This is a genomic window from Mycobacterium ulcerans subsp. shinshuense (genome assembly GCF_002355775.1).
In the GTDB taxonomy this organism is placed as follows: Bacteria; Actinomycetota; Actinomycetes; order Mycobacteriales; family Mycobacteriaceae; genus Mycobacterium; species Mycobacterium marinum.
Genome location: NZ_AP017624.1, coordinates 2395489 through 2419841, shown reverse-complemented (window position 1 = coordinate 2419841; position 24353 = coordinate 2395489). Strand labels below are relative to the sequence as shown.

The window sequence follows — 24353 nt, the reverse complement described above, 5'->3', positions numbered from 1 at the left end:
GAACGTGTTACAGTTCGCCCAGCGGTGACGCGACGCCGGTTGGCCGGCGCAGTCCGTCACACGCCGGCAGGCGGTCGGTGAAAAGTGGAGCAGCCGAAGTGAATTGCCCATCATGCAGGCGCGCGGTGATGCGCGCCAACGGCTTCGCCCGCCAATGACCACCACCAAACGACGATCATTGACGATCATCGGCGGCGCCTACGTCGTCGCTGTCGGGGTGGGCGCCGCCTGGCTGGCGTGGGGGCCGACCACCGGACGGCTATGGGTGGACACGTTGGCGGCCGACGTGCTCGCCACCCTGGTGGTTTTCGCCTTCAGCCGCGCCTACCACAACTCGAGCTTCTATGACGCGTACTGGAGTGTCGTCCCACCGCTGCTGGCGCTGTATTGGTGGGCTCACGCTGGATCGTCGGCTGATCGATTGCGCTGCTGGCTGATCACCATCGTGATCTGGGTGTGGACGGTGCGCCTGACGACGAACTGGGTCCGCGGATTTGCGGGGCTACACCACGAGGACTGGCGCTACCCCCTGCTGCGGGAGCGTGCTGGCCGCTGGGAATTCGCCGTCGATCTGGTGGCGATACACCTCATACCCACCGGGCAAGTGTTCGCGGGCATGTTGCCCGCCTATGTCGGCATCACCCGCGCCGGCCCCGGCGTTCGCTGGCTGACAATCGTCGCCTTCGGGGTGGGTCTGGCAGCGGTGGCCTTCGAATTCCTGGCGGACCGTCAACTGCACGCATTCGTCCGCGACCGGCGACCCGGTGCGGTCATGGACCATGGGTTGTGGAGTTGGTCGAGGCATCCCAACTACTTCGGGGAATTCGGCTTTTGGTTTGCCTTGGCCTTGTTCGGCGTGTCCGCTTCCCCATCGGACGCGTGGTGGTTGTTCGCCGGTGCGGGCGCGATGCTTGCCATGTTCCTGGGCGCCAGCATTCCGATGATGGAAACGCGCAATCTGCAACGGCGCCCGCAGTATCGCGAGGTAGTCGACCGAGTGCCGCGCTTTGTGCCCAGACCGCCCCGGCGATCGATGACATGAACCGCAAGCGCGTTGTCGTCGCCGGGCTGGGTGATGTGGGAGTGCTGATCGCCATCCGGCTGTCCCGCCATTGTGACGTGGTGGGGATCTCGGCCAAACCCGCCCTGGTGAGCGGCCAGGAGCTCGGTGTGCGGCTCACCCGCCCGCATGACTGGGCCCGCGACTACTGGATTGCGTTCGACAAGTTCCGGCGTCTGGACCGGGTACACACGATCCAGGCCGAACTGACCGGCGTCGACCTTGCCGCCAGATCCGTATTCGTCCGCTGCGATGATGGCACGACATTCGCCGAAGCCTATGACGCCCTGGTGATCTCGACCGGGGTCAGCAACGGCTTCTGGCGTCGGCCGACATTGCAGTCGCCCGCCGACATCGGCGCCGAGCTGCAGGCCGCACACCACAGGTTGGCCGCCGCCGCATCGGTGATCGTCATCGGCGGCGGCGCCGCGGCGGTGAGCAGCGCCGTCAACATGGCAACCACCTGGCCAGACAAGCGGATTGACCTCTATTTCCCGGGAGAACGCCCGTTGACGGCCTATCATCCCCGGGCCTGACAGCGCATCCGCGGCCGGCTGACCGGACTGGGAGTGGGCCTTCATCCCGGCCACCGCGCGGTGACCCCCGACGCGTTCACCGGCGATGAGATCACCAATGCACCGGTACGGTGGACCACCGGACAACCCGCGGCCCACGCCGATGCCGTGCTGTGGGCGATCGGGAAGGTACGACCCAACACCGGCTGGCTGCCCGAGCAGCTACTCGATGATCATGGTTTCGTCCGCGTGACCCCGCAGTTGCGGGTCCCCGGCCGGCGCGACGTATTCGCGGTCGGCGACGTGGCTGCCAGCGATCCGCTGCGCAGCTCGGCACGAAATCGTGGCGATGCCTTGGTGGCGAACAACATTCGCGCCGAGTTCACCGGAAAACCGCTGCGCTCGTATCGGGCGCCGCGGCGGCGCTGGGGTTCGCTATTGGGCATCCAGCCCGACGGGCTGGAAGTCTTTCTGCCCACCGGCCATTCGCTGCGCCTTCCGTCCTGGTCGGTGCACCGGGTGGTGATGCCGGTGGTGGTCCGTTGGGGCATGTACCGGGGAGTGCGCAAGAACCACCCGTTGACCTGATCCCCCTGCTATGCCAGTTCCGTGTGCATCAACATCACGTTGTATGCCGACCACAACGACAGGTTGAAGTACACATCCTTGCCGGTGGACCACGGGTGCATCATCGGTGCGTAGATGCCGCCGGGCATCTGCCACGACGAGACCAGCATCTGCTCCGGACTCCAGGGTCCTTGCGGAGTCGGGGCGGTGCGAGCCACCACGTCGTTGCCACCGTTGGTGTACATCACCAGGTACTGCTTGAGGTAGGTGTTGTATTGAGCCGACATTTCACCCACCGGCCCCGGGATCACCGGCGTGGCCGCACCCGGCTTTCCTGCCACCCATGAGTTCGAATCACCGTTCCAATATTGGTATTTGGTGAGATCGGGCACGAAACGCTGCGGGACGCGCGCCAGGTAGGCCGAACCGCCACGCCCCGGTGGGGTGCCAAACGAGTAGAGGTAGCCATCGTTGGCCTTGACGAATGCCCCCATCTGGAAGTTCTCATTGCCCGGGACGAACCGCACTCGTCCGCTATCGGGCCCGGACGCGCGGATGGTCCCCGGGAAAACTCCCCAGTTCTGGCCGTTGTCTTTGGAAACCGCGATGCCCGAGTAGTTCGTCGTCCACTCACCGTCGCGGCCCCAGTCCCGGATGGACATGAAGCTGACGTACTGGGTCTTGCCCACGGCAATGCCTGACGTCGGAATGATTCCCGTCTCGTCTGGCGCCCACTTGATGCTGCTGATGATCTGCTTGGAAAAGCCCGGCTGGCTGATCGGCGAACCGGAGTACCGGTTGACTGGATCGCCGGGGGTCACGTGCAGTCCGTCGGCCAGGTTACGGTCCTGACTGCGGAACAGCGTGTTGTATCGCCATTGATGCTCGCGGACAGCGCAATAGCCAAACGTGTCACCGAAGGCCATCAGCACCTGATGGTTGGCGGGATCGCCGTTATCCCACAGGATGCCCAGATCGGTGCCGGAGATGCCGAATCGCTCGAGGGTCTTGTTGGGGCTGTCCGGTCCGGTCACCCATTCCGCCAGCGACGTCGTCGCACCGCCAAGTGCCCCACCGGCATCCGACCCATCCGGAGGTGGCGGCGGGGCCGGGGCGGGGATGGGCGCCGCATCGGGAGCGATCTGGGTGGCGTTGGGAGCCTGGTTGGCCGGGTTGGGCGGCGCCGGCGCCGGTACCGCAGCCTGCTGTTGCACCGGTGCGGAGCGCCGCGCACCCGGATTGAGCAGTCGTGACAAGGGGCCCAGCTTGGGCAGGGGCGCACGCTCGTTGGCGCCCCGCGGCCGCAGCCCTCGCGTCATCGGGCCGAGGGTCTTCGATGACGGCGCGGTCACCACCGCGTTCGCCGGTGGCGGAGCATTCGCTGCATCGCCGCTGCAGGGCACGGCGGAAGCCATGGGCGCGAGACCCACCGCACCGATGAACCCGAATGCGGCCGCCGACGCCACCGATAACGACACGAGTCGATGAATCGTCGACATGTAACACCTTCCAGCGCCCGAACATCACGTTGACGTCCGCAGTAGGCTGATGTGACGATAGTGATCGATGGGGCTTTTGTGATCATCGATCCCCCGATAGGTACCCGTCTGTGACCGTGTCGCAACGCATTTGTTCCACTCCCCGGCGCCGGCCCTGGTCGGATGCGATCACGGCCGGCCCGGCCCATCTGGTCGCGGTGGCGCCGGCGTCGCGGCTACTTCCCGAAGCCGGCGTCGCGCAATGCCTGGGCCATGGAGCTTCCGGATGAGCTGCTATCCCGGCGACCAGCACCCTTGGCATGGTGCGGATTTCGCTGGTCGCGCCGGAGTTTGCTGTCAGCGCCGCCACGGGGCTTCGGGGCGCGGTCGGCGCGGTTGGCCCGGTCACGCTGGGGCTCGTCGTTCAGCCGCAGGCTCAGCCCGATGCGCTGGCGCTCCACGTCCACGTCGACGACCTTGACCCGCACCACCTGTCCGGACCGCACGACCTCGTGCGGATCGGACACGAAGCGCTCAGCCATCGCCGAGACATGCACCAAGCCATCCTGGTGCACACCGACGTCCACAAAAGCCCCGAACGCGGCGACGTTGGTCACCACACCCTCGAGAACCATGCCCACCTTGAGATCGGCCACCTTCTCGACACCGGCGGCAAATGTGGCGGTGATGAAGGCCGGTCGCGGATCGCGCCCCGGCTTTTCGAGTTCGGCGAGGATGTCGGCCACGGTCGGGACGCCAAATCGGTCATCGGCGAAATCCGCGGGCCGCAGTGATCGCAACGACCGTTCGTCGCCGATGATCTCGGCCAGCGCAACCCCGGTGCGGTCCAGAATGCGCCGGACGACGGGGTAAGCCTCGGGGTGAACCCCGGAAGCGTCGAGGGGATCTTCGCCGTCGCGGATCCGAAGAAAGCCGGCGCATTGCTCGAAGGCTTTCGGGCCCAGCCGCGGAACATCCAGCAGCGCGCGGCGGTTATGGAACGGACCGGTGTTGTCGCGGTAGGCCACGATGGCCTCGGCCAAGGATTCGGAGACACCGGACACCCGCGCCAGCAGCGGCACCGACGCCGTGTTGAGGTCGACGCCCACCGCATTGACCGCGTCCTCGACCACGGCGTCAAGGCTGCGCGCGAGAATCCCCGGCGTCACGTCGTGCTGATACTGGCCCACCCCGATCGACTTCGGCTCGATCTTCACCAATTCGGCCAGCGGGTCCTGCAGCCGCCGGGCGATCGACACCGCACCCCGCAGGGTGACATCCAGTTCGGGTAGCTCGTGAGCCGCATAGGCCGACGCCGAATACACCGACGCCCCGGCCTCACTCACCACGGCCTTGGCCGGTGGTGTCGCCCCGGCACCACGGATGTCGCTGATCAGTTCGGTCGCCAGGGCATCGGTCTCGCGCGAGGCGGTGCCGTTGCCGATGGCGATCAGGTCGACCCGGTGCCGGGCGATCAGCGCGGCCAGGGTCGCCTTGGCCGTGTCCCACTGCCGCTGCGGCTGGTGCGGATAAATGGCACAGGTGTCCACCACTTTGCCGGTCCCGTCGACGACGGCCACTTTCACGCCCGTCCGGAAGCCGGGATCAAGGCCGAGGGTCGTTCGTGCGCCAGCCGGGGCGGCGAGCAGCAGGTCCTTGAGGTTCTTCGCGAAGACCGAGACGGCGTCCACCTCGGCGCGCTGTCGCAGTCGGACCCGCGCGTCGATGGTTGCCGACGAGATCAGCCGGATGCGCCACGCGAAACTCACCGTGGCGGCCAGCCACGGGGTCGCCGCGGCCTTTGCGGATAGGTCGATGTCCAGGGTTGCCGCGACCATCGCCTCATACGGGCTGTCCTCGCCACAGTCGAAATTGAGGGAAAGGACCTTTTCCTTTTCGCCGCGTAGCACCGCGAGCACCCGGTGTGACGGCATGGTGTGTAGCGGCTCGGAAAACTCGAAGTAATCCCGAAATTTCTGGGCCGCAGCGGTCGTGACGACGTCGGCGGACCAGGGAGCCGTCTGTAGCGACGCGTCCGACCAAAACTTCTCGCGAATCGCTCCGACCAGCTCGGCGTCCTCGGCGGCCCGCTCGACCAGAATGTGCCGCGCCCCCTCCAGGGCCGCCGCGGCGTCGGCGACGTCGTCGCTGATGAACTCCGCGGCCGCGGACTCCGGGGCCAGCGTCGGGTCCGACAGCAGCCGGTCCGCCAGGGGCTCCAGACCGGCCTCCCGAGCGATCTGGGCCTTGGTCCGGCGCTTGGGCTTGTAGGGCAGGTAGATGTCCTCGACCCGCGCCTTGGTGTCGGCGGCCATCAGGGTGGCCCGCAGCTCGTCGGTCAGCTTGCCTTGTTCCTCGATGGAGGCCAGCACCGCGGCGCGGCGCTCGTCAAGCTCCCGCAGGTAGCGCAGGCGCTCCTCGAGGGTGCGCAGTTGCCCATCATCGAGGCTGCCGGTCGCCTCCTTGCGATAGCGAGCGATGAACGGGACGGTTGCGCCTTCGTCGAGCAACCGGACGGCGGCGACCACCTGGGCCTCCGCGATGGCCAGTTCCTCAGCGAGACGGGCGTTTACAGACTTGGTGGCGACGCTTGGATTCACGCGGATGGACCCTACCGAAGCCGTGCGACACCGCCCGGCAACCGGGCATGGCGCGCCGCGCGCCGACCGTCAACCGCGCCGATTGCGCAGGCCAGACGGTCGCCCCGCCAGCCCGAGCGGCGCGCGCGATGGCATCGTGCTGTACACGGCGGCCCAGACCGAGCGCTCCAGAAAGCTGTCGGCAATGAATAGCAGCTCATCGCCGGGTTCGAGCGTGTCATCGGGCTGCGGCACCCGCACCGCATCACCACGCAGCACGCTGACCAGCGCCGTATTGCTGGGCAGTTCCAACTCCGATACCCGCTTGCCGACCAGCGGATTGTCGCTGGGCAGGGTCAGTTTGGTCAGCGCCGCCCGGCCCTCACGCAGCCCCATCATGCGAACCAGGTGGCCCACATCGATGGCACCCTCGATGCCGGCAACCATGGCACCCGGGGTCGACACCGCCACGTCGATGCCCCAGGACTGGCCGAACAACCACTCGTTGCGGAGGTCGTTGATCCGCGCCACCACTCTGGGCACTCCGAATTCGGTCTTGGCCAGCAAACCCACCACCAGATTTGCCTTGTCGTCTCCGGTGGCGGCGATCACCACGTCGCAGGTCTGCGCGCCCGCCTCCTGCAAGGTCGACAACTCACACGCATCGCCGTGGAGCCAATCCGCCGCGGGAACCGAATTCGGCTCGAAGTCGTCGCGTTCGCGTTCTATCAACAGCACCTTGTGGCCGCCGTCGAGCAGCTCCTGGGCAACCGAACGACCGACTTTTCCCGCACCCGCGATCCCGACCCGCATCCTTACAACCGGCACCTAGCCATCTTGTCGTATCCGGGCCGAGACCTTCACCCGGTACACACCGAGCGGCCTGCGGCTTCGACTAGCTGGTATCTATGTACTGGCACCACACCTGCGTCGCAGCCAGGTCGCCGCCTGCTCGCAACCCCATCGGGCGTAGTGCGCTCAGCGACGCATAACCATGCAAAAACGACGACACCGACGCAGAACCAACACGCCGCCGAGACCACATCGGGACGGGATCCAATGAGCTTGCAGCAGCTGTACCTGGCCATGCTGATCGGCGGCTTCGTGCTGCTGGCCAGCATCGTCGGTACCCGGCTGGCGACGCGGGTGGGTTTTCCCAGCATGCTGCTGTTCCTGCTGGTCGGCGTCATCGTGGGCGAGGATGGGTTCGGGCTGCGGTTCGACGATGTGGAACTCGCCCGGAACATGGGCACGGCTGCGCTGGCGGTGATCCTGGTCGAGGGCGGTTTGACCACCCGATTCAGCGATATCCGCAAAGTCCTGGCACCCGCGGCCACGCTGGCCACCGTCGGGGTGATGGTCAGCATGGTCGTGACCGCGGTCGGGGTGCACCTGGTACTGGGCGTCAGCTGGCAGGCCGCGCTGTTGTTGGGGGCCATCGTTTCCTCGACCGACGCCGCGGCGGTGTTCTCGGTCCTGCGGGTCCTGCCCCTGCCCCGGCGGGTGGCCGGCCTGCTCGAGGCCGAATCCGGCTTCAACGACGCACCCGCGGTGATTTTGGTGCTCATGTTCAGTGAGGTGCCCTTCGCGTTCCGGCCAGCGGCCGCACTCGAGGCCCTGGTCTTCGAACTACTCGTCGGCGCCGCGATCGGACTGGCGATCGGATATCTCGGCGCGTTCACGCTGCGGCGCATCGCGCTGCCCGCCTCGGGCCTGTACCCAATTGCCACGTTTGGGCTGGGGCTGGTCGCGTTCGCGGCCGCCGGTGAGAGCCATGCCAGCGGATTCATCGCCGCCTATCTGGCCGCGGTGGTGCTGGCCAACACCGGACTGCCGCACCGCGCGGCCACCCGGTCGTTCGCCGAAGGAGTGGGCTGGCTGGCGCAGATCGGCCTGTTTGTGCTGCTCGGACTGCTGGTCGAACCGATCGAGGTGATACACGACCTGATCGCGGCGATCGTGGTCGGTCTGCTGTTATTGCTGGTCGCCAGGCCACTTTCGGTCCTGCTCTCACTGTCCGGCTTTCGCATCCCGTGGCGCGACCAGGTCTTTTTATCCTGGGCCGGGCTGCGTGGCGCGGTTCCGATCGTGTTGGCCACCTTTCCGATCGTCGCGGGCGTTCCTGACAGCTACCGCCTGCTCAACATCGTGTTCATGCTGGTCGTGGTGTTCACCCTGGTACAGGGTCCGAGCCTGCGCCCGATCGCTCATCTGCTAGAGCTGATATCGCGCGAAGCCACCCGGGAGATCCAGGTCGAAGCGGCGCCGTTGGACGTGCTCGACGCGGAGCTGGTCACCATGACCGTGCAGCCGCCGTCGCGGCTGCACAACGTCACCATGCTCGAACTGCGGCTCCCCGATCCAGCCGTGATCACGCTGATCATCCGCAAAGGACACACGTTCGTCCCGATGCCCGACACCCGGATCCAGCGTGGCGACGAACTGCTCATCGTGACGACCAGCACCACCCGTGCCGCCGCCGAATCCCGGCTTCGTGCCGTGAGCCGGCGGGGCAAGCTCGCGTACTGGTTCGACGAATACGGCGAGCCGGACTGACCGCGCGCCCTAGCCGACCCGCTGCCGCACCGCCGCCGGTGCACGCTGAGCCTCGCCCGCCCCGGACGGCGGGCCCGTCATGGCCCGCGCCGCCACCAACGCCACCAGGAAACACCCCAGCGATACCCACCCGGGCGCGCCGCTGAGTCCGTTCTTGGCCACCAACAGCAGGGCGACACCGGCGCCACACACCAGCAAACCGGAGGCGCTGGCACGGGTACCGACGACAGGCACCGGTTCGTCCCACCAAGGCAGCCGACGATGTTCGAGCGGAGACAGCAGCCAAAACGTCGCCGCCATGACGAGGGTGAACACCACGGCACGCAGCGCCAGCAGGCACCAGAACCAGGGTGTGTGCACGTCGGAAGCGTCCAGCCCGACCGCATGCAACACAAAGGCGGCGACAGCGATGGCCGGGATATGCCACAAGTACAGCGTCATGGCTCCCCCATTGCCCATCGCGACCAGCTGCCAGACCCGCGGCCGTGCCGCCCAGCGCCGGATGGCTGCCGCGGCCGCAACAAACGCGCAGGACATCCAGGTGCAGTGCAGCGCGAGCAGCAGTGTCGGTGGCGCCACGTTCGACATCCGGTCGGCTCCGGTCACGACCAGCGAGACGTCGTAGACGCCGGTGCCTGCCAGGCGCAGCTGTGCGGCGAACGCGGCGACGGCGGCGACCAGGGCTGCGCGCGGGCCGATCAGCCGGCGCGCGTAGCCCACACCGAGCGCCACGGGGATCAGCCACACGATCAAGAAATTTGCGGCCCCCGATTCGGCGGTTCCCACCGCGAGACGAATCTGATCTACCGCGGCGGCCAGCACCAGCAGGGTCACCGAGACGGTGGCGATCCCATACCCCGTCCGCAGTCGCGTCAAGGCGGGCACGAAGGCAAGGACCACCAGATAGACACCGAGGAACCACAACAGCGCGACGCATTCTCGCCCGAGTCCGGCCACGGACTGCGCACCCAGCGTCGCGCGCACGACAACCAAGGCACCCGTCCACGCCGCGAGATACCAGAACACCGGCCGGCACAGCCGCTGCGCCCGAGTCAATAGCCAGGCGCCCCAGGGCACGGCGGGCTCAGTCGGATGCCAACCGTATGCGCCCGCCGCGCCGCCGGCCAGGAGGAACAACGGCATGACTTGAACCAGCCAGGTCAACGGGGTCACGCTGGAAGTTCGCCGAGCAGGTTGCCGATGCGCACCCCGTGCGAGTCGATGGTGGCCAGCAGCAGGGCGCGGTGCCCGAACATCACCACCACCAGGGCCCACAGGCGTGCGACGTCGACAGCGCGGTCCCGCCCGGGCGGGGTGGATCTGGCGAGTGCGGCGGGGTCAGGGGTAAGCGACGTTTTTCGCATGCAACCAAGCATGCGTAGCCGTGGGCCGGCGCGAATGAGTAGGACTACGCGTTTCCCGGGGTGCTGGAACTATCCGATCAGCTTGGTCAGCCAGCTCGGATTCTGCAGGTCGATGGACTAGCTCCCGTCCCACACGAAGGGCGTGCCGCTGGCGTTCAGTTCGGACAGCGTCGCGTCAGCGGCCGCCGCCTTGGTACGGGCGGTACCCATGTCGTTTCCCGCCTTGATGCAGCTGGTCGCGGTGCCGTTGGCGCCGACGGTTTGCGCCAGATGGGCCAGTTCGGCGTCGGTGCGATCTGATGCGGCGGCCTCCTGGGGCTGAAAGTCGCTGGCGAACAGGGCGGCATAAAAGTCGGTGTAGACCTTGGGATCGTCCTGAGCCGCGACGCAGTAGCTGGCCGCCACCGCCCGAGTCGAGTACGTCTTGGTGTGCGACTGTTCGTCGAGGAAGTTGAGCAGGTGATAGCGCACCGCCAGCTTCTTGTTGGCCACCGCGGCGTCGATGTCGCTGGCGTATGACCTGATGAACGCGCCGCAGGGCGGGCAGATGGGCTCATTGAAGATGTCGATGGTGGTTGTCGCGGCGGAGCTGCCGATGAACACGCCGTCATTGAGCACCCGAAGCTGCACCGCGTCGGGCGGCGGCGGAGGCGGGGCGCTTGCCGTCGGCGGACCCGGCGAGCGCCAAGGGTGCGCGATGACCACACCCAGCACACCCGCGATGACCACCACCACGGCGACGGCCGCGGCGATCCAGGGCCAGGTCTTGGCCGCGACGGTGGGCTGCGGCGGCGGTTGCCCCCAGGGCGGCGCCCCGGTGGTTCCGGTGTGTCCCACGCCCCAGCCTGGGACGCCGGCCCACGGCGTCGGCACGGGTGCGCTGGGCGCAACCGGCGCGCCGGGAACCGACGGCGCCGGCCATCCGGTGCTTGGCGCGGACCCGGGAACCGGGACCGCCGGCGAGCTGGGCGCAAAACCGCCGGGCGGGGTACTCGCGAATCCGGCCGGCAGCTGTGCCACCTGGCTGCGCTGCCAGATGTCGGTGGCCCGATCCTGGTCGGGTGTGGCCAGCGCCGAGTAGGCGGCCGCGGACAGGTCCCCGCAAGTGGCATACCGGTCCGCCGGGTCCTTGGCCATGCCACGGGCGATCACGTTGTCGAAACCCGCCGGAATACCCGGTCGCGCGGCGCTCGGCCGCGGAATCGGCTGGCTGAGGTGCGCGCCCATCACGCTGAGCTGGTCACCTCGATAGGGCGGAGAGCCCGTCAAACACTCGTACAGCACACACGCCAGCGCATAGATGTCGGCCCGGTAGGTCACGTCCCCGCTGCTGAATCGTTCGGGGGCCATGTAGTAGAGCGTTCCCACGGTGCTGCCCAGTTGGGTGAGTTTCTCGTCCGAGGTAGCGCTGGCGATGCCGAAATCCACGAGATAGGCGAAATCGTCGTGGCTGACCAGGATGTTTTCCGGCTTGACGTCACGGTGGGTCACCCCGGCGGCGTGCGCGGCGTCGAGGGCGGAACCGATCTGGCGCGTGATGGCCACCGCCCGCGGCGGGGGCAGCGGGCCGTACCGCTTCAGCATGGCCGCCAGGTCCTTGCCGTCGATCAGTCGCATGTCCACGTACAGCTGGCCATCGATCTCGCCGTAGTCGTGGATCGGCACCACGTGCGGTTCCTGCAGCCGCCCCGCGGTACGAGCCTCGCGCTGCATACGGGTACGGAATACCGGGTCGTTCGACAGCGTCTGCGACATGAGTTTGAGCGCCACAACCCGCTCGCGCACGGTGTCCTCGGCCTCGTAGACGTCGCCCATGGCACCGCGGCCGACTATCCGCCGCAACCGATACGGACCGAATTGCGAACCCTCCCGCGAATCCGCGGTCGCGTCACTCATCGCCGACTCCTCACCCCGCCTTCCGCACGCCGCAAACCGATTCGAAGCGTCCTCTCCCCCCTGGGCATTGGCCGCGCCGGATACGAGTACGCGGTGGTGTGTAGGCATAAGGCTAATCGTTTCGGGATTGCCGGGGCGCGGTGAATGGCGAGAAGACCGACCCCTGCGATGGCCCCCGGCACCCGCACCCACACGTCTGCGCGCTAACCGCGGTGCCCGACGCCCGAACTACTCGGTGTCGACGTGCACATCAGCCAATTGGATCGAGACCAGCGCCGGGAAGGGCAGCGAGCGATTTCGGGGGCCGATCGGGTGGACCCACCGACGCGTCGGGAACACCAGCCCGTCGGCCTCGATCGGTTCGACGCAATAGTGGGCGGCCCGTGCCCAGTGTCCGATCACCTCGGGTACATAGTCATGGCGGCGAAGCAGACCGTCACCATCGAAGTAGAAGGTCTGCCGCGGTGAGTGGGTGTCGATGGTGGCCGGGAAGCTGGCCCTGAGCCGGCGCCACGTCTGGCCCCCTTGCTGCCACGGTTGCGCCTCGCTGACCTCGACACCTTCGCACGTCAAAAGGTAAGGGGTGGTGAGGTAGTTCCACATGGCGTAGCCGGCGAAGTAGACCGAATCCAGCGGATCCCAACGGATATTCCACCGCAGGCCCGAGCGACCGAAGAACGCCGCGCGCGCGTTCGTTCGTGAACTCAGGACCTGCCCGTCGTCGCTTTCGATCCGCACCTGCGGGCGCTCGAAGACACCGCGTTGCCCGGCGCGCGGGAATGGGTCCAAGACCACCCGCTGCCGCGCAACGGTGACCGTGATGCGGTAATCGGCTAGCCGATTTCCGGGGACACGGGTCCGCAGCAGCAGGCCTCCCGTGCGCACCCGAGCGTGGATGGTTGCGGCGTTGCGCCACCGGGTAAGACCCCCATGCGCGTCTAGCACCTCGTCCAACAGGGCGCTCATCGCGCGCGACTCCGTGCCGGGGCCTGGTCGATGCTCATCGGTGTAATCGAACACCATTTCCGGCGGCCACGGATCGGGTCAGCAAAAGACGATCAGTGCTCGGGCCGCATCGGCGGATGACTCACATGCCGCCCGCGCAATCGAACCAGGCCTTCCACGACAATCGCACCGACCAAGAACCCGCCCAGCACGCAAAGGTGAGCGGGCGTCGTCGCGGCCGCATAGACCGTCATTGCCGCGAAAGACGCGACGCAGGCCACCGCACCCGTGACGGCCAGCACGCGGGTCAGGCGCGTGATGCGCAGTCGCAGCACCGCCAGGTTGACGGCCGCGAAGATGAGCAGAAATCCGGCCGATCCCATCAGGCTAATGCCTTCGATGTCAACGGCATTCACCACGACCAGGGTGCCGGCGGTCGTGGCCAGCAGACCGCCGATGGGCCGATCCCACACCGGCTTTCCCAGGGCGGCCGGCAGTTCTCCATTGCGGGCCATCAGGTAGGTGAATTTTCCTGTGCCGTAGAGGGTTGCGTTGATGGCGCTGGCCGTGGAAATCACCGCGGCGATCCCGATCAGTTCGAAGCCGGCCGAGCCCAGGAACGGGCGTGCCGCGACGGCCAGCGCGTAGTCGCGGTCGTGATCGATTTGCGCGACATCGAGATTGCCGACCGCGACGAACGCCACGAGCACGTACAGAACGATCACCACGCCGATCGAGATGAGGTATGCCAACGGCAGACTGCGACGTGGATTCCGGGCGTCCTCGGCGGCGTTTGCGATCGGCTCAAAACCCTCGTACCCCAAGAAGATCAATGCACCGGCGTAGACGATCACCCCGAAAGAAGGATAGTGGGCGGGCGAGACACGGCTGCCGTCGACGAAGGCCAGCCCCGCCACACAGAACAGCAGCAGGATCGCGAGCTTGCCGTACACCAGAAACGACTCGGCCCGGCCCACGATCTGCGCGCCGGCCAGGTTCAACGCGGCGAACGCCACCACCACTGCGCTGGCCAGGACGCGGCGCCAGGGCCCGTCCGGGTCTGCTCCCAGCAACACCGCCCCGTAGCTGCCGAAGGCCACCGCGTACAGCCCCAACATGACGAAATAGCTCAGCCACAGCAGCACGTTCAGTGGCCCACCGATCGCGGTGCCGAAGCACTTGTCCAGGAAGAACGCGGTGCCACCGCGGCTGCGAATCCGCACCGACAACAACGAATAGGACCGTCCGGTCAGAGCCGCGATCACGCCGCCGGCAACAAACGACAGGTAGGCGCCCGCGTCGGCGATCTGCACGGTCAACCCCAGAACCGAGAAGATCCCGCCACCGACCATGCCGCCGATACCGATCGACACCAGCGCGCTGACCCCAAGCTCACCCCCTCGGGCTGTCCACCCGCGCGTTGGCGCCCCGCCGGGGAATCTCTGCTGCCCTTGGCCGGGGGCGACGCCGGCGCCGTCACTTGTCAGCGTTTCGAACAAGATTCGGGCGCCCGGGGGTTCGGTCGGGACGCACGTGGCGGTCGAGCCAGTAGTGGGTGGCCGGCTTGACCCGGTCTTCGATGAGGAACCAGAACAGCGCATATGCCCACACCAGTGCGGCCCAACGCCAGCCCAGCGGTGTCATGAGCGCACCGTAGACGGCGATCAGGGTGGCGACGGTCTGAGTGCCGATGACCGCGACCAACAGTATGGGTGCCGGCGCGGGCTTGGACCAGAACGCATGCCGGGTACGGGTGACGAACACGGTCAGATGGCCCGATACCGACAGCTTAAGGAAGATCAGCGTGCGGATCAGGTCCTGATCCAGCCCAAAGACCTGCTTGGCCAACGCCAGGAGCAGGAAGGTTTCGGCGACCCCCATGATGCCCAGCGCGGTAGCGATGGTGAGCACGCTGCGCATGTCCCAGGCGGCGGGCCGATTCGCGCCCCGGACGTGGTCGTAGGCGATGGCCAAGATCGCGCCGTCGTTGAGCAGCGCCAGGAACACGATCATGACCGCGGTGACCGGGAAGAAGTTCATGAAGACGATCGCCAGAGTGATCAACAGCAGCACCCGGATCGTCTCGGCGATGCGGTAGGTGGCGTAGTTGGTCATCCGGGCGAAGATCTCGCGGGCTTGGCGGATCGCGTGCACGATCACCGACAGCCCTTCGGCCAGCAACACGACGTCGGCGGCGGCGCGGGCGGCGTCGGTGGCCCCGGCAACGGCGATGCCGGCGTCGGCCTGTTTGAGCGCGGGGGCGTCGTTGACACCGTCACCGGTCATGCCCACGATGTGCCCGCGCCCCTGAAGCAGACGGACGATGCGGTACTTGTGTTCGGGAAACACCTGGGCGAACCCGTCGGCGGCTTCCACCCGAACCGTCAACTCGTCGTCGTCAACGGCGCTGTCGAGCGTGCCCGCGTCCAGGAGCTGCTCCCCCAGGCCCACCTGACCGGCGATTTCGCGGCCGACCGCCACCTGATCACCGGTGACCATTTTGACCTCGACACCCAGTTCCCTTGCCGCAGCGATGGTCTCGGCGGAGTCAGCACGCGGGGGGTCGGCCAGCGCCAGCACTCCCAGCAGCCGCCAGGTCTGGTCGCCATCGGTGCGGGCCACGCCAAGAGAGCGGTACCCGCGGCTGGCGAATCCATCAACCACATCGCTGACCTGGCTGCTGACCCCGTCTTGCCCGCACAACGCGGCGATGATCTGCGGTGCTCCTTTGCTCACCCGGAATCGCCGCCCGTCGGAGTCCTCGATGGCGGCTTCGGTGCGCTTGCTCACCGGGTCGAACGGGGTGAACCCCTGCACGTGCACTTCGGGCGGCGCACCCGCGGCGGCCAGCACGGCCAGATCGATGGCGTCGTTGTTCTCGGAGCGCGAAGCCATGGCGGCAACCCCGAGTAGATCGTGGTTGTCGACACCTGGTGCCGTCCACTGGGCCGTCAACGCCAGCCGGTTCTGGGTAAGAGTGCCGGTCTTGTCCGAGCACAGCAGGTCGACACCGCCGAGTTCCTCGACCGCGGGCAGATGGCTGACCACCGCCTGGTGCCGGGCCAGCTTGCGGGCACCGACCGCCATGGTCACCGACAGCACCGCCGGCAATGCCACCGGCACCGAGGCGATGGTCACCACGAGCGCGAACTCCAGTGTCTCGAGCACCGCGTTGCCGCGGATCAGCGAGACCGCCACCGTCAACGCCACCAGCGCCGCGGCCAGCACGATCAGATAGTTGCCGATACGCAGCACCGCGCGCTGAAAGTGGCTGACCGTACCCGCCTCACCGACCAGCGCGGTGGTGCGCCCGAAATATGAGGCGGCGCCGGTCGCATAGACCACCGCGTCGGCTTCGCCGCGCACCAGTACCGAGCCCGAATACAAGACCTGCCCCTGCCCGCGCGACACGGCGAGCGATTCACCGGTCAGGGCCGATTGGTCCACCTCGAGCGTCACGTCATCGAGTACCCGCACGTCGGCGGGCACCACATCGCCAAGCCGGACCCGCACCACGTCGCCCGGTACCAGCTCCCGCAACGCAACGGTCACCCACGCGCGGTCCCGCAGCACCCGAGCCGAAGCGGCGAGTCGTTGCTTGAGCGCGGCGATTGCGTTGGCCGCCTGATGTTCTTCGACGAAGGCCACCCCGCCGTTCATCATCAGCAGCCCCGCGATGATCGCGGCATCGGTCCAGTGCCGGGCCGCCAGCGACAGCACCAGCGCCGCCTCGATCATCCATGGGATCGGGGCCAGAAATATCCGAGGAAAACCAGCACCGGGTTGCGCCGCTGTTCGGCTATCTCGTTGGCGCCGTATCGCTGCAATCGCTGCGACGCCTCGGTCGCGGTCAAACCTTGTGCAGAGCTGTCCAATTCATCGAGCAGCTGTCCCAATGACAGTGTCGTCAGTTCGTCGGTGGCCTCCGTCACCCCTCGCACCTCCCACCTCGGTTTTCACACCGCCCCACGACCGCACAATCTGTTGAACCCACGTTCGCATCGCCGTTGCGCGCCGCAACAGGGCCGAATGACTCCATTCCACACCGATGTCGGCCATCCGTCACGCCGAGCCGCGCCCGCCTGGGCTTCGACACACCAAACAGCCGACCGTCGTGCCGGTTTGGCGGGATTCGAAGTCGGCCTGGAGGAAGAGAGCCTCGTCAAGTCGGGACTATTTGCTCCTGACTCGGCTACCGCGCACCGGATAGCGTCGAGGTTGCATCCACCGGCGCGCCCGGCCGGACGGGTGCGAGTCACTCGACGAGGAGGACAGCATGATTGAGGTATTGACGGATTTTCCTGACGAGGTAGCGGCATTCGTGTGTCACGGGCATGTCACCAAGGACGACTACGAGACGGTGGTCATCCCCGATATCGAGAAGCGGCTGCTCAACCACGACAAGGTGCGCATCTACTACGAAATCGGTTCGGATTTCGGCGGCTTTGACCCTGGCGCCATGTGGGAGGACACCAAGCTGGGATTCAGCCACTTCCTCCGGTGGGAGCGGTTCGCCGTGGTCACCAACATCGAATGGATCAAGCAGACAGTGAAATTCGTCGGGTTCCTGATGCCCGGCGAGCTGCGCACCTTCACCCCGACGCAAGCCGAGGAAGCCCGCGCCTGGGTCAGCGCAGAATCCGGCTAGACCCACGCTCAACGCCGTTCGGGCGCGCTGGAGCAAAGGGCCTGTGCACCCGAGCCACTGGGCGTTACGGTGGTGTTTCAGCGAGGGATGGTGACCATCGATGGCTGAGGATGCTCCGTACACAACGCAGGCACACCCTGCCCAGCGGGGTGGCATTTCGGGTATCCCCGGCGAGCTCATCGATGCCGGATACGAGAACGTCGCCGAAGTCGGACGCGGTGGCTTCGGCATCGTCTATCGCGCCTTCCAGCCGTCCCTGGATCGCACCGTCGCGGTCAAGGTCTTGACCGCTGACCTCGATCCAGACAACCTCGATCGGTTCCTGCGTGAACAACGCGCGATGGGCCGATTGTCCGGGCACCCGCACATCGTCACCATCCTCGAAGTCGGTACCACCGCGACCGGCCGTCCGTTCCTGGTGATGCCGTATCACCAGAACGACTCGCTAGAAGCGCTGGTCCGGCGCAACGGGCCGCTGGACTGGGGCGAGGTGGTGCGGCTCGGGGTCAAGGTGGCCGGCGCCTTGGAGGCCGCGCACCGGGTAGGCACGCTGCATCGTGACGTCAAACCGGGAAACATCCTGATCTCCGATTACGGCGAGCCGCAACTCACCGACTTCGGCATCGCCAGGATCGCCGGAGGTTTCCAGACCTCGACGGGGGTGATCACGGGTTCCCCGGCCTTCACCGCCCCCGAGGTGCTCGAGGGTGCACCGCCGACGCCGCAGTCGGATGTGTATTCACTTGGTGCGACACTGTTTTCCGCCATCACCGGTCATGCCACCTTCGAGCGCCGCCGCGGTGAAAAGGTGGTGGCCCAGTTTCTGCGGATCACCTCGCAACCGATCCCGAATCTGCGTGGGGAAGGCCTGCCGGCCGACGTGGCCTCGGTGATCGAAAAGGCGATGGCGCGCGATCCCGCGGATCGTCCCGACAGTGCCGCCGCTTTTGGTGAGCAACTTCGCCAAGTTCAGCGTGAACATGGCGTCGCCGTCGACGAGATGGCGCACCCGGTCGAGTTGGGGGCGCCCCGCAGCGATCTGGCCACCGCCCGGTCGACGTACGGACACGACACCCATGCACCCCGGCACCGCCCACCCCCGCGACCAAGTATCGTCCCCAGGTTCCCGCCCGGTCGCGGGTCAGCCGCCGGCGGCTGACCGACGCGCTCAGCGCGGCCGGCCGGCGCCGGTTCATTCTGATCTACGCGCCCTCGGGGTACGGCAAGAGCACGCTGGCCGCCCAGTGGCGCGAGGAACTGGTGCGCGCGGGCGTCGCGGTCGCGTGGCTGACGATCGACGATGACGACAACCCCGTCTGGTTTCTGGCGCATCTGCTGGAGTCGATCCGGCGGGTGCATCCCGGGGTGGCCGAGTCACTGGACCACGTACTCGAGGAGCACGGCGACGACGGGAGCCGCTACCTACTGACGTCGATCATCGACGCCCTGCACGACGTCGACGAGCCGACCACCCTGATCGTCGACGATTGGCAGCGCGTGTCCGACAGCCAAACCATCGCCGCCCTGAGTTTTCTGCTCGAACACGGGTGCCATCACCTGCAGATCATCGTCACCAGCTGGTCCCGGACGGGACTGCCGTTGAGCAGACTGCGGCTGGCCGATGAGCTGGTCGAGATCGACTCGGCGGCTTTGCGTTTCGACTCCGGCGAGGCGACGCCATTCTTCGACAGCCTCGGTGGGTTATCGCTGACCGGCAACGATGTGGCCGCCCTGACCGAGTCAACCGATGGCTGGGCCGCCGGGCTGCAACTGGCCGGGCTGTCCGTGCGAGGCGGCGCCGACGCGTCGACGCTGGTCGGCAAGCTCTGCGGCACCAGCGAGGTGATCGGTGAGTTCCTCGCCGAGAATGTCTTGGCCTCCCTGGAACCCGAGATCGTCGATTTCGTCCTGGCCACCTCGATTCCCGAGCGAATATGCGCGGATCTGGCTTCGGCCCTGGCGCAGGTGCCCCGGGGCCAAGCGTTGCTGGAGCAGGTCGCCCAGCGTGGCCTGTTTCTGCAGCTGGTCGACGGGGAACCGGGCTGGTTTCACTACCACCAGATGTTCGCCGAGTTTCTGCGCCGCCGGCTCGAGCGCGACGATCCGCAGCGGGTCGCGCAGCTGCATCGCACCGCGGCGCTGTGGCTCAAAGAACACGACCGGCTCCACGATGCCGTCAAGCACGCGTTGGCGGCCGGCGATCCCGCTCTTGCCGTCGACTTCGTCGAGGATGACGAAACCAACCTGCTCGAACAGTCCAAGATGACGACCTTGCTCGAGATCGTCAAGAAGCTGCCGCCACGGCTGATCGTCTCCCGGGAGCGGCTGCAACTGGCCATCGTTTGGGCGAACATCCTGCTGCAACGCAAGGTGCCCGCCGACGCCGCGCTCAATCTGTTCACGAAGGCGCTCGATCACGCGGACCCGGCCACCCAAGCCGACCTGCGGGTGGAAGCCGATGTGCTACAGGCGGTCGCGGACACGTTCGCCGACCATCGACCGGGTGGACACGCTTGTCGCCGAGGCACTCTCGAGGCCGCAAACGTTTCATCCGCGGGTGCCCGCGGTCGCCGGAAACGTATCGGCGTTCGCCGCGCTCTACCGGTTCCAGTTCGACCAAGTGCGCCGCCTCTTGGCGTGGGCAACACCCTACCGAGAGATGATGGGCCCGTTCGTCAGCGTCTACGCGCGGTGCTATCTGGGCTTGGCCGCCAAGTTTGCGCTCGATATTGCGACCGCGGTCGCCGAGTTCCGGCGAGCCGTGGAGATCGCACAGAGTTGCGGAACGAACTCCAACGCGACGCGGATCGCCGGCGCCTTCCTCGGTGAGATGCTGCACGATGTCGGCGAATTGACCGAAGCCAAGCTCCTGCTCGACGAGAGCTATCGGCTGGGCCCGGAGGGCGGCGGAGTGGACTACCTGGTGGCGCGGTTTGTGGCCGGCGCCAGAGTCAATGCGGCGCACGGGGATTGCGCCGCAGCGGCGGAGCGGCTGGAGGCTGGGATGGCGGTCGCCGACCAGCTGCACCTACCGCGACTGTCAGCGGCGATCAACCACGAGCGGGTCAGGCTGGGCATCGGCCTCTCGCCGCCGGTTTCTGCCCGGCTGCGCGATACCCGCCACAACTCGAGTGACGACGGAATCGTCACGCTCACCTACGAACTCGATGAAGCCTCCGCTATTCGGTTGCTGTCGGCCGGCGGTTCGGAGCAGGACCGCGCTGACGCCCACCGACGCGCTCGCGATCTGTTGACCGGTATTGATGCCACGCTACGACCGTGGGCGGCGTTGCGCGCTCAGCTATTGCTGGCCGAAACGCTGCGCGCAGCGGGACTGCAACCCGATCCGGAGTCGGCCGGCCTCGCACAACGCTGCAACGAGCTGGGGCTGGTGCTCCTGGCCGTCGAAGCCGGCCTTACCTAGTTTCGGGACCTAGTTTCGGGACCTGGTTTCCGGCGCCGTCCAGGTTGCTGCTCACCAGAAAAACGGCGGTTGGATATCGACGATGCCGTTGCCGCCGGTCGCGTCGGCCACCGCCTTGCACGCGCGAGCGAGCGCGAGATTGAAGTTCCCGGCACCGGCGCTGGCCTGGGCATCGGTGACCAGTACCCAGGCATTGTTTCCGGCACCGATGGCCACACCGCCGTTGGCGGGGTTGACTTCGGCTAGGGTCGACGAGCCGATCGCCGCGGCCGTGTTGAAAACGCCGCCGCTGACGGCGGCGGTGCCCGCGGTCACCGCCGTGGCGCCATTGGCAATAGCGCCGCCACCACCGACGCCGAATACGGCGTTGAAGTCGCCGTGGGAGACGGCGGTGCCGTCGTCCATCGCCAGCGCGGGGTTGGCGGTGGCCACGTCGGCGTTCTGGATGTCGCTGATGGCCCAGGCCGAGTTGAAATTGCCGGTCACTACGCCGCTGGTGGTGTCGCCGGTGGCGGCGGAATCGGCGAAGTTGACGGTGCCCAGGCTGTTGCCGACCGCCCCGGCCACATTGAAGTCGCCCACGATGCTGGCGGTGGCGGTGCCGTTCAGGTTGGCGTTGGCGATGGCTTGGTTGACCTCGGCGTCGCTGTACTGGTCAAAGGCCCAGGCCCGGTTGAAGCTGCCGGTGGCGTCGGCGTTGGCAGCGCCGGTGAACGTCTGGGCGGTCACATCGTTGACCAGCGCGGCGCCGCCGCCGAAGGCTCCGACCGTGTTGAAGCTGCCGGTGGCCTCCGCGACGGCCTCCATACCGTCCGCGCGGGCGGTGTTGACTTCGGCGGTGCTGCCGTCGAAGGCCCAGGCGTTGTTGAAGCTGCCGTCCGCGCTCGCGGTGGCCCCGTTGTCGGAGCCCGCGGTGTTCACCGACGCGACACTGGCGCCGAAGGCTCCGGCCATGTTGAAGCCGCCGGAGGCGGCAGCGCCCCCGGTGACGTCGTTGACCGCCGCGAAACTGTCGGCCCCCATGGCGCAGGCACCGTTGAATACGCCGCCGCCGACCCGGGCGGTGCTGTTCTCGCCGACGGCGACCGCCAGCGAGCCAAAACCCGCGGTGGTGGCATTGGCACTGCCCCGCTGCAGCAGCTGCACCCCGCTGAACGACACCGCCAGATCCAGGTTCTGCGCGGCCGCGGCGTTGACGGCCTCGGCGGCGGTGTAGGCGGCCGCGCCCGAGTGCAAGCCCGCCACCAGCTGGCGGTGAAACGCCGCCACCTGGGCGCTGAGGGTCTGATAGGTCTGGGCATGCGTGCCCAACAGCGACGCGATGGCCGTCGACACCTCATCGGCAGCCGCGGCCAGCAGATCGGTTGTCGGGACGGCGGCGAGGGCATTGGCCGCCGCGATCGTTGAACCGATGCCGGCCAGATCGGTGGCCGCAGCCGACACCGCCTCGGGCACCGCGCTCACGTACGACATCACGCGCCTCTCGTCGGCCCGGTCAAGGCCTGGCTTCGCACCCGGAAAGCGCCCTTGATGCTGAAGGCAGATCAGACGCCGATCGTGACGTCCCACGGCCGGCCACCCGCGGCTTTTCGGCGGCGCCGCCTCAGCTCCCGGGGTGCTGCGCGCCCCGCGCGCCCGCCCCATCGGCCGGTTCGTCGTCGTCCTCGGCGTCGGCCACCGTCAGCGGCAGCGCCAACTCTTCCAGCGGGCGCTGTTCGGCGGCGATGCCGAGCCAGAGTTCGACCAGGCCGGCCACGGCCATCACCGCGGCACCGATGATGAACGACCAGAACACCTGGCTACGCTGCCCGGACTCGATCAGCTGACCGAACAGCAGCGGGCCGCTGATGCCGCCGATCGCGGTGCCCACCGCGTAGAAGAAGGCGATGGCCAGGGCTCGGGTCTCCATCGGGAAGATCTCGCTGACCGTCAGGTAGGCCGCGCTCGCGCCCGCCGATGCCAGGAAGAACGCCGCCGCCAACACGATGATGAACGTCCAGACACCGCCGGTCTGGTTCACAAATATCACCGCGAGCACCACGGCTATCACCGCGGATCCGATGTAGGACATCGTGATTATGGGCTTGCGGCCGACGGTATCGAAGAGCCGCCCCAGCACCAGGGGCCCGACAAAGTTGCTCAGCGCCCACACGATGAAAAACAGCGGCACGTGTCCGGATTCGACACCGTAGAAGCCGCTTAGCAACGTGCCGAGATTGAACGTGACCCCGTTGTAGAGGAACGCTTGACCGATGAACAGCGCCAGCCCAAGAAAGGCCCGCCGCGGATAGCGGGTAAACGCGACCCGGGCGATCTCCCACAAGGAAATCCTTTGACGCTGACGTATCTTGAGCGGCCGCCCCGGCGGGTCAGGTAACCGCTGGCCGGTGTCGCGTTCTACTTCCTCCTCGATCTCCCGAACGATCTGCTCGGCTTCCTGCTCACGCCCATGAATGAACAGCCAGCGTGGGCTTTCCGGGACGTTGCGCCGGACCAGCAGCACAAAGATGCCGAAGATGGCACCCAAGCCGAAGGCAAGCCGCCACCCCATGTTGGGCGCGAAATTCGAGGTGTCCAACAGGACCAGCGCCCCGGCCGCTCCAGCGGCCGAACCCAGCCAATAGGTGCCGTTGATGATCAGGTCAACGCGGCCGCGCACGCGGGCGGGTATCAGTTCGTCGATCGCCGAGTTGATCGCGGCGTACTCTCCCCCGATGCCGGAGCCGGTGAACAAACGCGCGATGAAGAAATACCAAGGTGCGAAGGCGAATGCGGTGGCCACGGTGGCCGTCAGGTACACCGCGAGGGTCAACAGAAACAGGTTGCGCCGCCCGAAGCGGTCGGTGAGGTGGCCGAAGAACAGTGCCCCCAGGCAGGCCCCGGCGATGTAGAACGACGCCGCCACGCCGATCTGCGCGGGCGTCAGGTTGATCCCGCTGCCATGCTCGGTCAGCCGCGCCGACACGTTGCCGACCATGGTGACTTCGAGCCCGTCGAGGACCCACACGCCGCCAAGCCCGATCACGACGCGCCAGTGGAATCGTCCCCACGGCAACCGGTCCAGCCGTGCAGGTACGTGCGTCGAGATGGTCCCGGTTTGCGCGCGTGCGCTCATCGCTGACTCCGTTTCTGGGTGGGCAGTCGGGTACGCACCGGCGCGTATCGACAGGCCTCGAGCGCGACGTCTTCGGTGCCGGGACATACCGCGGGCTCACCGGAACCAAAGGCGCCGTCCAGCGACATTAGCCAATCAATCGGCAAAACTCGTAGGCGACCTTCCGACCCGAGTCCGGGCGATCACGGTGCTGGCGGCCGCCGCGG

The 24353-nt window shown here is 67.2% G+C and carries 11 protein-coding genes and 4 pseudogenes; 5 read left to right on the top strand and 10 right to left on the bottom strand.

The window, feature by feature from the left end; translation table 11 throughout:
- Positions 1 to 154 precede the first annotated feature (154 nt).
- Both SHTP_RS10890 and SHTP_RS10885 read left to right on the top strand, forming a co-directional pair.
- Positions 155 to 1042 carry a DUF1295 domain-containing protein gene (locus tag SHTP_RS10890; RefSeq protein ID WP_096370594.1) on the top strand — a complete coding sequence of 296 codons (888 nt, stop codon included), beginning with the start codon at positions 155 to 157 and terminating at the stop codon, positions 1040 to 1042.
- Positions 1039 to 2163 (top strand): annotated as a pseudogene (locus SHTP_RS10885) (FAD-dependent oxidoreductase). The gene SHTP_RS10890 and the pseudogene SHTP_RS10885 overlap by 4 nt, the downstream one beginning before the upstream one ends.
- 8 nt (positions 2164 to 2171) lie before the next feature.
- On the opposite strand, the gene SHTP_RS10880 reads toward SHTP_RS10885, so the two are convergent.
- The 3 genes from SHTP_RS10880 to SHTP_RS10870 all read right to left on the bottom strand — a co-directional run bounded on the left by SHTP_RS10880 (position 2172) and on the right by SHTP_RS10870 (position 7012).
- A complete protein-coding gene (locus tag SHTP_RS10880; RefSeq protein ID WP_011741005.1) occupies positions 2172 to 3641 on the bottom strand; it encodes a glycoside hydrolase family 183 protein in 1470 nt (489 codons plus the stop codon).
- A gap of 215 nt (positions 3642 to 3856) precedes the next feature.
- The gene (locus SHTP_RS10875; protein WP_096370593.1) at positions 3857 to 6220 is read right to left on the bottom strand and encodes a Tex family protein; all 2364 of its coding nucleotides are present in this window, start codon (positions 6218 to 6220) and stop codon (positions 3857 to 3859) included.
- A gap of 69 nt (positions 6221 to 6289) precedes the next feature.
- Positions 6290 to 7012, bottom strand: coding sequence for a potassium channel family protein (locus tag SHTP_RS10870; RefSeq protein ID WP_012394311.1), 723 nt, complete (start codon positions 7010 to 7012; stop codon positions 6290 to 6292).
- 246 nt (positions 7013 to 7258) lie between these two features.
- On the opposite strand from SHTP_RS10870, the gene SHTP_RS10865 reads away from it, so the two are divergent.
- Positions 7259 to 8755: a potassium/proton antiporter gene (locus tag SHTP_RS10865; protein ID WP_096370592.1), complete on the top strand. Its 1497-nt coding sequence runs from the start codon at positions 7259 to 7261 to the stop codon at positions 8753 to 8755.
- A gap of 9 nt (positions 8756 to 8764) precedes the next feature.
- Here SHTP_RS10865 and SHTP_RS10860 read toward each other — a convergent pair.
- From SHTP_RS10860 to SHTP_RS10830, 5 genes and pseudogenes are all read right to left on the bottom strand, one after another.
- Positions 8765 to 10119 (bottom strand): annotated as a pseudogene (locus tag SHTP_RS10860) (acyltransferase family protein).
- A 117-nt stretch (positions 10120 to 10236) separates the two neighbouring features.
- Positions 10237 to 12015, bottom strand: a complete 1779-nt coding sequence (locus SHTP_RS10850) for a serine/threonine protein kinase PknE (RefSeq protein WP_096370590.1) — start codon at positions 12013 to 12015, stop codon at positions 10237 to 10239.
- Positions 12016 to 12243: 228 nt separating this feature from the next.
- A complete protein-coding gene (locus SHTP_RS10840; protein ID WP_096372422.1) occupies positions 12244 to 12981 on the bottom strand; it encodes a hypothetical protein in 738 nt (245 codons plus the stop codon).
- 92 nt (positions 12982 to 13073) lie between these two features.
- Positions 13074 to 14333: an APC family permease gene (locus tag SHTP_RS10835; RefSeq protein WP_096370588.1), complete on the bottom strand. Its 1260-nt coding sequence runs from the start codon at positions 14331 to 14333 to the stop codon at positions 13074 to 13076.
- 103 nt (positions 14334 to 14436) lie between these two features.
- Positions 14437 to 16892, bottom strand: a pseudogene (locus tag SHTP_RS10830) (plasma-membrane proton-efflux P-type ATPase).
- A gap of 344 nt (positions 16893 to 17236) precedes the next feature.
- On the opposite strand from SHTP_RS10830, the gene SHTP_RS10825 reads away from it, so the two are divergent.
- Complete coding sequence (locus SHTP_RS10825; protein WP_011741014.1) at positions 17237 to 17608, top strand: SpoIIAA family protein; 372 nt, start codon at positions 17237 to 17239, stop codon at positions 17606 to 17608.
- Between the two features lie 100 nt (positions 17609 to 17708).
- A pseudogene (locus SHTP_RS30110) lies at positions 17709 to 21032 on the top strand (protein kinase domain-containing protein).
- Positions 21033 to 21083: 51 nt separating this feature from the next.
- Here SHTP_RS30110 and SHTP_RS29985 read toward each other — a convergent pair.
- Both SHTP_RS29985 and SHTP_RS10810 read right to left on the bottom strand, forming a co-directional pair.
- Positions 21084 to 22505, bottom strand: a complete 1422-nt coding sequence (locus SHTP_RS29985) for a PE family protein (protein ID WP_096372421.1) — start codon at positions 22503 to 22505, stop codon at positions 21084 to 21086.
- Between the two features lie 130 nt (positions 22506 to 22635).
- Entirely contained in the window at positions 22636 to 24147 is a 1512-nt protein-coding gene (locus tag SHTP_RS10810) for an MFS transporter (protein WP_096370587.1), read from the bottom strand.
- Positions 24148 to 24353: the final 206 nt, after the last annotated feature.